The 11,393-nt window shown below is 41.7% G+C and carries 3 protein-coding genes and 2 pseudogenes; 4 read left to right on the top strand and 1 reads right to left on the bottom strand.

Annotated elements, in window-relative coordinates:
- Positions 1–112: 112 nt before the first annotated feature.
- Positions 113–370 carry a hypothetical protein gene (locus tag E7L28_RS06875; protein ID WP_024062154.1) on the bottom strand — a complete coding sequence of 86 codons (258 nt, stop codon included), beginning with the start codon at positions 368–370 and terminating at the stop codon, positions 113–115.
- 701 nt (positions 371–1,071) lie between these two features.
- Between E7L28_RS06875 and E7L28_RS06880 the strand changes: the two genes are divergently transcribed.
- From E7L28_RS06880 to E7L28_RS06895, 4 genes and pseudogenes are all read left to right on the top strand, one after another.
- Positions 1,072–1,776 (top strand): inverse autotransporter beta domain-containing protein, encoded by a 705-nt coding sequence (locus E7L28_RS06880; RefSeq protein WP_316711564.1) that lies wholly within the window; start codon positions 1,072–1,074, stop codon positions 1,774–1,776.
- A pseudogene (locus E7L28_RS06885) lies at positions 1,775–1,906 on the top strand (YadA-like family protein); the annotation flags it as partial. The gene E7L28_RS06880 and the pseudogene E7L28_RS06885, both read left to right, overlap by 2 nt.
- Positions 1,907–2,437: 531 nt before the next feature.
- Entirely contained in the window at positions 2,438–11,083 is an 8,646-nt protein-coding gene (locus tag E7L28_RS06890) for an ESPR-type extended signal peptide-containing protein (protein ID WP_316711563.1), read from the top strand.
- An 87-nt stretch (positions 11,084–11,170) separates the two neighbouring features.
- Positions 11,171–11,393 (top strand): annotated as a pseudogene (locus E7L28_RS06895) (hypothetical protein); the annotation flags it as partial.

Raw genomic sequence — 11,393 nt, forward strand, 5'->3', positions numbered from 1 at the left:
TTTAGTGTGTTTGTGTGAAAATAGTCATTGGAAGAATAGACAGAAAAGGCTGTAATTGAATGCGATATAACTGCATTTCAATTACAGCCCCTTTTAGGCTCTGTAAGAGGTTTTAGTTATCTTTCTTGATAAATTTCACGATAATACCGCCTACGGTCGATGCAATGCCGAGGCCGAGACAGAACATACCGATGGTGTGGATAAGAATGGATGTCTGGTTATTCTTGGAAATGGCCTGTGCCGCTTGTTGTGCATTGGTTGCATGTCTTGCGATTTCTACGTTGTTCGCTGATGGATCTGGAATAATCAGCAAGATGATTACGGCGATGATTAAAGCTATAATACCCATTGGTAATAATTTGTTCTTCATTGTAATTCTCCTTTTAAGAATTCATTAAACGTTGTTTATATATTTTGATTATACACTTATTATAAATATTTAAGAAGAGCTTATATATAAATAAAATGAAATTTATTTATGTATATAAAATAATATTATGGATTGTAACGATTATATTGTATGGATATTTTGTATGAATGTAGCATATTGTATTGTATTTGCATTGACAATCCTCTATATATCTATATAAAATAGAAATAATTTCATGTGTTGTTCATGATAAAATCATGAATCATCGGCATATTTAATCGTGTGTAATTAAGTATTATGTACGTAATTAAGTACGTACATAATTACGTAATGAGAAGTGTGTTTGTACGTAAGAGTGTGTAATGAAATATATAATCGTGTTGATGAGTGCCTTATGTATGTTTGTCATGCCTGTGTCGGGAAAACAGGTGGACAGAACAGCGCAACCTATGCAGGGGACTACGGTAAAACAAGTTCATAGTGAAAGTAAGCCCGTATTATCTGACGACTTAGATACATTCCATGTTAATTCATCTCATACTCCAGATCATGTCATCGGTCAGGGCGGATTGGAGATGCCGGACTCCACAGATAAAAAGACGACTCGTTATTCCGATACGGATGCGGTCAACTCTGCGTTGCAGGCGGTGGTCATGACTGGTGTTCATTCCGCAATGCACGGATCGAAGGCGAAACCGTGGATGCAGCGAACCGTCTTGTCATTGCGCTTTCAGAAAAACTGGAAGCCTTTGTACGGTGTGGAAACATTGCAGCCGTTAGGTCATTATGATGAGACATCTCGTCATGTGTGGTTTACACAGGAGCGGTTGGCGAATGCAGCGGATACAGGAACGACGGCGAATGTGGGTATCGGCTATCGCCGAATTGCTGAGAACGATGACCATTATTACGGTGGCAATCTGTTTTATGACCATCGGTTCAGAGGCAATCATGGTCGTATGAGCGTCGGGCTAGAGTATGTATCGGGTATCGGTGCGTTTCGCATGAACTGGTATCGCGGTGTGTCCGGCGAGCGTTCCCTTGACGGTGTGATGCGCTTGGAGAGTGTGTCTAACGGATATACTGCGGAATACGGGACAAGCTTCAAGAATGCCCGTTGGGCGCGCGTGTATATGGAAGCCTATCGTTGGCAGTTGCGCCGTAGTGAGGATAAGCATGGCTTGCGCATCGGTACGGAGTTGCAGCTCACGCCGAGGATTTCCGTGGACATGGGCTACAACAAGCCGGAGCATGAGCATGGTAGTCCGTACGGTAAAGTCATGTTCCGTCTAGCCGGTGTCGATACGGCTTGGTTTGGTGGTAACCATCGATCGGATACAAAAACATCGGTTCGTGCTAATATGTTGGAAAATGTGCGTCGTCAACATACGGTGTATGTTGATTAACAGTGTTGTCGTTGATGATCGACTCATATCTGAATTTGGACCTGAAATGGTATTATTCCGTGTGGATACCATTGCCAAGAATCATGAAGAACAACCAACTATTGAACGTATAAGGATCAATAAAAAATAGAATATCTATATAAATATTTATATATAATCTATATTTATATTGTAAGAGCCGAGGCTCTAGGGCCTCGGCTTTTTCGTGTACCTGTAGATGATAATCCTTCTGTATATAAAATTATCTTATCTATGAAAGTATTAAACTGAAAAGTTTAAAAATATGAAATTGATTACGTAATTACAATAATCGTTATATCCCGATATGTGGATTTATCGTAATAATTGATAGGAAAGATGAAGATTCTATTTCTTAAAATTAAAAAGTATTAAATATAAAATAAATAAACGATAAAAATGAAGAGAAGATGAAAAAGTTGTTTACAAGATAGAAATTTTTTGATATTGTATAGCCGTGGGTGAGTATATGATGATACATCATAAATATTTATAGTATTCGAATCGTAATTTGGAATACTATTATTCTGTGCAAGAAGTGTAGATGATAACTAATCGTTATGTTTCTTCTTTTTATTTTGTTTGCAATATGAGGAAACACAAGTGCTGTGTTTTACTAAGTTTTTGGTAAGGAAGGATAATTATGAATCGAATTTATAATGTCATTTGGAGTAAGACAAAAAAATGCTATGTAGTAGTATCTGAAATCGTAAAAACAGGTGGCGGCAAGGTGAAATCCATACAAAGCGGTACAACCTGGGCACGCATGAGTGCGATTATGGCGGTGGCTGCATTATTGATGGGTGGTAATATTTCTACTGTTTATGCGGCCGGCGATCATACTGCTATGATTATTGATGGTGTAAATGGTGCTGGGTATGTTACTGGCAAACCACAGTCTAGTGATGGTAGTTATTTATACAACTATCAAAATCCAGGGAATTTAAAACCATTTGATAATAGTAATGATAGCAGCAATTATACAACAAATATGTTCTCCGGTATTTCTATCGGTAGCAATACAAATATACGAGAAGGTAGTACAAACTATTACTCTGGTTTAGCGATTGGTAACTATGCTCAAGCTACAGGTGGTATTTCCTTTGCTTTAGGACATTATGCACAAGCCTTATCTCCATCTGCTATGGCTCTTGGTACAGCTACAAAGGCGAGCGGATTTAACTCCTTGGCTATGATGCGTCAATCCGCTGCAGAAGGTGAGTTCTCTGCAGCATTAGGTACTGCATCTTGGGCAAAGGGCAACGGTAGTTTTGCCATGGGTTATTCTGCTACAGCAAAAGCAGATCAATCCATTGCAATCGGTGCAGCAGAAACTATAAAATTGCCTGGTCAACAACATGGTACTCCTAGTGCACAATATAATGCTAATGGTAATACTGTAACAGAAGGTGTTCGTTCCCTTGCATTCGGTACAAAGGCGAGAACATCTACTGCTGCATCTGACTCCATGGCATTCGGTTCTTCATCCAGCACTGGTGGCGCCAATGCGGTAGCTATGGGTTATAGTGCTAATGCTAGTGCAGAGAATGCGTTTGCCATCGGTAATACAGCGCAATCATCCGCACAAAATGCGGTAGCGATGGGTAAAAGTGCAACTGCAAGTGGTGCAAACAGTTTTGCTATGGGTAATCAGGCTAAAACAACAGGTGCTGATGCTATCGCTATGGGTAGTACTGCTGAAGCAACTAAATCCAATTCTATCGCATTAGGGGGTAATGCGAAATCTCTAGGTGCAGATGCGCTTGCGCTTGGCGGTGCATCTAATGCTTCCAAAGATGGTGCGATTGCAATTGGTAAAGAAGCAAAAGCAAACAATACTAATACGACAGCTATCGGTCTTGGTGCTACTGTTACAGGCACTAACTCCATGGCTATCGGTACAAATGCTAAGGCTGAGTCCAATAACTCTTTGGCATTGGGTGCTGGTACGGAAGTAAGAGGTGCCTTGGTTAATGGTTACTCTGCTTTCACTAACGAACAAAATAACAATGTTGCAAACGGTGTAGTTGCGGTAGGTAACGTAGGTTCTGAACGCCGTATCATCAATGTAGCAGGCGGTGAAAATGATACTGACGCAACAAATGTAAAACAATTAAAATTTGTAAACAGTAACTTGGCAAAATCCATCGCTGGTCCTACCTATACGGGCTATGAAGCGAATGGTTCTACATATAAAGCGCCTGATTTTAATATCAAGAACAGCACATACCATACGGTAAAAGAGGCTGTTGAAGCGGCGCAAACGAATTTCTTCAGCGCTAAAGGCACATCTGCCGATGCGAACTACGATAACACAGGTGCTACAGGCAATAATGCGACAGCAGCCGGTGTACGTACTTCTGCAGCAGGTAACTTCGCGACAGCTGTCGGTGCTGATGCGACTGCAGCTAATGCAAACAGCACTGCAATCGGTTATAAAGCTAAATCCAGCGTAGATGATGGCGTTGCATTGGGTGCGAATTCTGTTGCTTCTGTTGTATCAGGTAAAGCGGGTTATAATGTTAAAACTGCAGACAGCCGTACAAATGGCTATAGCGGATTGACAGGCGCTGCGTTGACATCCACTATGGGTGCGGTGTCCGTAGGTGACGGCGGTACAAAAACTCGTCAAATCACAAACGTGGCTGCAGGTACTGCGGATACTGATGCTGTTAACGTGGCACAATTGCGCAATATTAATTTGAAAGTAGCTGGTAACACTGGCAAAAATGACGTTTTATTAGATAACCAAACATTGACTGTAAAAGGCGATGGTTCTTATGTTACGACATCTGTTAACAACCAAACAATCGATGTAGCGTTGACTGATGCTACTAAGAATAAAATCGACAATGCAGCTAACCAAGATTTATCCAATATTACCAATGCTGGTAAAAAGAATATTACTGCATTAGGTACTATTGTACAGGCAGGTAATAATGTGACGGTTGGGGCTCCTGCAGTGGATTCTACTACAGGTCAAAAAACATATACTGTAAATGGCATGGATACAAAGGTATCCTTGGGCACTAGCGGTTTAATGACGCTTTCAGGTGGACAACCTGACGCAAGCGGTGTACGTAATTACACTGTAGATGTAGATCCAACTAAAGTGGCAAAAACTGACTTGTCCAACATTACAGACGGCGGTAAATCCGTTATTCGTGATGAAGCACAAAAAGCAGTAAAAGTTGTTGCTGGTAAAAACACAACGATTACAGAAGGTACTGATGGTACATATAAAACATATAAAGTTGACGTAGACGCTCCTGACTATCAATTAGTTGAAAACAGTAGTGCTGCTGATAAAGCTTACACTGTATCTGGCAATAAAGTTGACTTGACTGTACAAGATGCTAAAAATCCTGCGAATAAGAAAACTGTAACTATCAAGGATATCGCATCTAAAACAGAACTTGATAATACAAAAACAGAGCTTATTAATAAAGGCTTGAAATTCGATGCTGATAATGGCGGCGAAAAAACAAATAAACTAGGCTCCAAGGTAACAGTAGCTGGTGATGGTACTAACATCGATACTACAATTACACAAACTGGCGACGATACAACAATTAAGGTTGCATTGGGTCAAGACATCAGCGTTAATACGGTAACTGCTACAAAAACTGTAAAAGCTGGTACTGCTACTATGGGCAACCAATCTGTAACAGATAACAAAAGTGCTGCTCAGAACGGTAACTTTGTATCCGGTTTGGACAATAAAAATTGGACATTAACTGATCCCGCCTTTGTATCCGGACGTGCGGCAACAGAAGATCAACTTAAAATTGTCAGCGATGCTGTGAAAGCGGCTAACTCAAGTGCTACGGACTACCGTTTAATCGCTAATCCGAATAACGCGGCAGATGGTTCTTATAAAGTTGATAACAATAAAGTTGATCTACAAGTGAAGGACGATAAATCCGGTACAGTTAATACTGTGACAATTAAGGATATTGCGTCTAAAACTGAACTTGATAAAGTAAAAGATCGTTCTGTGAAATATGATGGTAATACAGGTCATGACACAGTAACATTAGAAGGTGCTAACGGTACAAAGATTACCAACTTGAAAGATGGTAACGTAGCGGCTGGTTCTAAAGATGCTGTAAACGGCGGTCAATTACATCAAGTTAAGCAGGATCTTGGTGACCAAATCACAAATACTAAAAATGATTTAAACAATAAGATTGATACAACTAAACAAGATCTTATTGATAAGGGTCTTAAATTCGACGCTAATACAGGCGGTGAAAAAACAAATAAATTGGGCTCCAAAGTAGCAGTTAAAGGGGATAATTCCAACATCATTACGGAAATCTCTCAAAACGGTAACGGCGATAGCACAATTGATGTAAAACTTGGTAAAAACCTTAATGTAGAAACAATTACTGCTACTGGTGCAAACGGCAAAGACGGTAAAATCGGCATCAACGGTAAAGATGGTGTAACAACTAACATTTCCGTTACTCGTGACGGTCAATCCGGTGTAGATGGCGCTCCTGGCGCGACTACAACTCGTATTACGTACCAAAAACCTGATGGCACGAGCGAAGAAGTGGCAACTTTGAACGACGGCCTTAAATTCAAAGGCGACATGGGTGCTACATCTAATGTTAAACTTAACAAACAAGTGGACATCACAGGTGGCGTAACAAGTGCTTCTGATCTTGCTACAGGTAATAATATCGGTGTTACTTCTGCGGCTGTCGGTGCAGACGGCAATGCAAAATTACAATTGCAATTGGCGAAAAACTTGACCGGTTTGCAATCTGTAACGGCATCTGACACTGTGAAAGCAGGCACTGCCACTGTAGGTAATCATACGGTAGCGGATAAAAAAGGTGGCAATCAAACTGGTAACTTTGTAACAGGTTTAGATAATAGAACTTGGGACATTTCAGATCCTACGTATGTAGAGGGACGCGCAGCGACAGAAGACCAACTTAAGAAGGTTAGCGATGCTTTGAAAGCGTCTAATGCAAATGCTACAGATTATCGCTTAATTGCTAATCCGAACAACGCCGCAGACGGCTCTTACAAAGTTGATAACAATCAAGTTGACTTGAAGGTAAAAGACGAAAAATCCGGTGATGTTAAAACTGTAACGATTAAGGATATTGCATCAAAAACTGAACTTGATAAGGTAAAAGATCGTTCCGTAAAATATGACGGTAACACAGGCCATGACACAGTAACATTGGAAGGTCCGGACGGCACTAAGATTACCAACCTGAAAGACGGTAACGTAGCGGCCGGTTCCAAAGATGCTGTAAATGGCGGTCAATTACACGATGCTAAAAATGAACTTATCAATACAGGTCTTAAATTCGATGCTAATGTAGGCGGCGTAAAAACTAACAAATTAGGATCTACTGTTACAATTCAAGGTGAAGGTACTGCTGCTGACGCTGATTATAGCGGTGAGAACCTTAAAACTTTCATCAAACAAGATGCGGCGACAGGCAATACGACTATCGACGTGAAGATGAATAAAAACCTTAAGGCTGAATCTGTGAAGGTTGTCAAAAATGGTAAGGACGGCGTATCTATTACAGGTCCTGACACAGCGAACGGTACAGATGGCAAGGTAGCTGTTACTGACAAAAACGGTAAAGAAGCAGTTTCTATTTCCGGTAAGGACGGCGTAGGTCACATCGGCTTGACTGGCCCTGCTGGAACGAACGGCGTGAATGGTACTAATGGTATCGACTTGTCCGTGAAACCTGGTTACGACGATCCTGCTACAGGCGTTAAAGGTGAAAAAGGTGTAGACGGTACAAACGGTCTTACTCGTATCGTTTACAAAGACGGCAACGGCGAGCATCAAGTTGCGACTATGGAGGACGGTTTACAATTCACCGGCAACAATACTGGTACTGTGAATAAACAAAAATTGAATTCCTTGGTGAAAGTACAAGGTGAAGGCGTAACTGAAGCTGAATCTGCAGCGTTCAAGAGCGCAGCCGGCAATATTAACGTAAAAGCTGATGGCACTAACAAATTGGAACTTCAATTGGCGAAAGACCTTAAAAATCTTGATTCCGTAACGGCTGCTAAGACTGTGAAAGCAGGCGACGCTATTATGGGTGGTCAAACTGTTAACAACGCAGCTGGCGACAGCGAAACAGGCAACTATGTAACAGGCCTTGATAATAAAGATTGGGATGCAAGTAAGATTGTATCCGGTCGTGCGGCAACAGAAGATCAATTGAAAAAAGCATTGGATGCTCAAAGTGCTAACTCCACTGATTATCGTTTGATCAAAAATCAGGCGGCAGGCTCCAATGGAGACTATACTGTGGATGCGAACGGCGATGTAGCGTTGACTGTACAGGATAAGAACCATCCGGATCAAACAGAAACTGTTACAATTAAAGACGTTGCTTCTAAATCCAAACTTGATAAATTGAATGACCGTGCTGTTAAGTATGATTTGGACCCTACTGGTAATCCTGATAAATCCAAGGTAACTTACGAAGGTCCTGCATATAACAACAAACAAGGCGGTACTCACGTAACGAATGTGGCATATGCTACAGGCAACGATGGTAGCGAAGCGGTTAATGTGGACTACTTGAATGACAAAATCAAAGATAGTGCGGACGCATTGACTAATAAAGGTTTGAAATTCAATGCTAATGTAGGCGGTGAACAAACTAATAAACTTGGTTCTACTATCACTGTTCAAGGTGAAGGTAAAGCTGATGATGCTGACTACAGCGGTGAAAATATTAAAACTTTCATCAACCAAGACAATAAAGGTAACACGACTATCGACGTGAAGATGAATAAAAACCTTAAAGCTGAATCCGTGAAAGTTGGCAAAGACGGTAAGGACGGTGTGTCCATTACAGGTCCTGACACTGCGAACGGTACAGATGGCAAGGTAGCTGTGACTGGTAAGGATGGCAAAGAAGCTGTATCCATCTCAGGTAAAGACGGCGTAGGTCACATCGGTCTTAACGGTAAAGATGGCCGTAGCGCTGACATTTCTGTTGAAAAAGGTGATCCGGACCTCAACGGTAACGAAATCACTCGTATTAAATACACTGATGAAAAGGGTAAGACACATCAAGTGGCAACCAAAGATGATGGTATGGCATACGGTGGTGATTCCGGTAATGTTATCAAGAAAAAACTTAATGAACAATTGGACATTAAGGGCGGCCTAACAAACGAAGATGATTTGACTGAAAACAATATTGGTGTTATCAGCAAAGATAATATTCTCAATGTTCGTTTGGCAAAAGACCTTAAAGACTTGAACTCCATTACTTTCAACAACGGAGCTAACGGTGCAAACGGTAAAACCGTTGTGAACGGTGAAGGCATGACTATTAAAGATGCAGCCGGTAATCCGTTGACAGCTGTTACAAAAGACGGCGTGAAGATTACCGATGGTCCATCTATGACGAAGGACGGCATCGATGCAGCAGGCAAGAAGGTTACTAATGTTCAAGACGGTACGGTTGCCAAAGATAGCAAAGACGCTGTTAACGGCGGTCAATTGCATAGTGCTGTTGAAAGCCTTAAAACCAATGGTTTCGGTCTTGAAGCGGAAGACGGTCAATCCGTGAAGAAACCTCTTGGTGAAACTGTTAAAGTTAAAGGTGATGACACGAATATCAAAACATCCGTAGACGGCGGTGCTGTTAAGGTAGAATTGAAAAAAGACATCACTGTAGATACTGTAACAGCTAAGACTGTAACAACAGGCGACACTAAGATGGATACAAATGGCGTTACGATTAAAGACGGCGCTAATGAAGCGACTAAGTTGACGAAAGACGGCTTGCAAATCAATGATGGTGGCAACAAAGCTGTTACTGTTAATAAAGATGGTTTGATTATCGAAAACGGTCCTAAGGTAACAAAAGACGGCATTGATGCGGCAGGCAAGAAGGTTACGAACGTAGCTGACGGTAATGTTGCTAAAGGTAGCAAGGACGCTGTAAACGGTGGTCAATTGCATACAGCTATTGAAGACATCAAAACTACAGGCTTTGGTCTTAAAGCGGAAGATGGTCAATCCGTGAAGAAACCTCTTGGCGAAACAATCGACGTAAAAGGTGATGGCAATATCAAAACTTCCGTGGACAACGGCGCTATCAAAATGGCCTTGAACGATAAGATCACTCTTGGTCAAGACCCAGCAAAACAAGTTAACATCGACGGTTCTGCAGGTACAATTACAGCTGGCAATGGCGGAAATCAAGTTAAGATTGACGGCAATGACGGTTCCGTAACGGCAAATACTGTGAAAGCTGGCGATGTAGTCGTAGGGAAACAAACTTCCAACGGTAAAGAAGGTAACTTCGTAACAGGTTTGGATAACAAAACTTGGGATCCTGAAAATCCTGTAGCAGTTCCTGGTCGTGCCGCAACAGAAGATCAATTGAAAGCTGTTAATGACGACTTCAATAACAAAGCAAGAACAGGTCGTGTATTCCAAGGTGACCAACCTGGTGATAGCGGTAAAGTGGTTCGTGGATTGGGAGATACTATGAACCTTAAAGGCGGTGCGGATGTGAACCGTTTGGCAGACAACAATATCGGTGTTGTGAAAAACGCTGCTGGTGATGGTTACAATATCAAGTTGGCGAAAGACTTGAAAGGTCTTGAGTCCGTAATTACTACAGATGCTGCTGGTAATACAACTGTTATGAACGGTGGCGGCGTGACAATTACACCTGCTCAAGGTAATGCTGTAAGCCTTACTAAAGACGGCCTTAACAACGGTGGTAATAGAATTACTAATGTTGGCCCTGGTGTAGATGGCACTGATGCGGTTAATGTAAATCAATTGAGCAGTGCTATGCGTAGTGTGGATGGTAAAATCGCTGATGTAGGTGCGACTAGTGCAGCTATTTCCGGCCTCAAACCTTTACAATATGATCCATTGGAACCAACTCAAGTATTGGCTGCTGTAGGTCACTATAAAGGCAGCACAGCTGCAGCTGTAGGCGTGGCGCACTATACTAATGAATCTACAATGTTCCATATGGGCGTATCTCTTGGCGGTCATGACAACATGATTAATGCGGGCGTATCCTACAAATTTGGTACATCCGACGCTAAGAAAGCGGTTCCTGCACGTTACAAAGCCGGCCCTATCAGCTCTGCATATGTATTGCAGGATGAAGTGACTGCTTTAAAAGCTGAAAATGAACGTATGAAACAACATGACCTAGAGTTAACTGCTAAATACGATCAAGTACAACGCGATAATGAAGAAATGAAAGCTCAAATCGCATTGTTGATGCAACAAGCAGGTCTTACAAAATAATCGAATCTGAATATTCGAGTTCTTAACCACTCATGTAAGGATTGTGAAAGCCGCCCTTTCCGGGGCGGCTCATCATAAGGAGGAAGTATGAAATTCAAAACATTTATGCCTGTATTGGCACTTGCTTGTGTATGCGCGGTAGGTCAAGCGGATGCGGCTCAAGATCGATTGATGATGCCAGAACAACCGGCTGAACCATTGAATGTGCTTGAAACAGAAGTGGCCCTTTCCGTGCCTAGCGAAGAAGTTCGCGACGTAGTGAATGCTTTCACACAATTCCAATTGGACCAAAAGGGCAAGCGCATCATGG

Source organism: Veillonella parvula (assembly GCF_032575955.1).
Classification (GTDB): domain Bacteria; phylum Bacillota; class Negativicutes; order Veillonellales; family Veillonellaceae; genus Veillonella; species Veillonella parvula_J.

Coding starts and splice junctions, on each gene's coding strand:
- E7L28_RS06890 (WP_316711563.1), top strand. CDS start 2,438: ATGAATCGAATTTATAATGTCATTTGGAGTAAGACAAAAAAATGCTAT.
- E7L28_RS06875 (WP_024062154.1), bottom strand. CDS start 370: ATGAAGAACAAATTATTACCAATGGGTATTATAGCTTTAATCATCGCC.
- E7L28_RS06880 (WP_316711564.1), top strand. CDS start 1,072: ATGCAGCGAACCGTCTTGTCATTGCGCTTTCAGAAAAACTGGAAGCCT.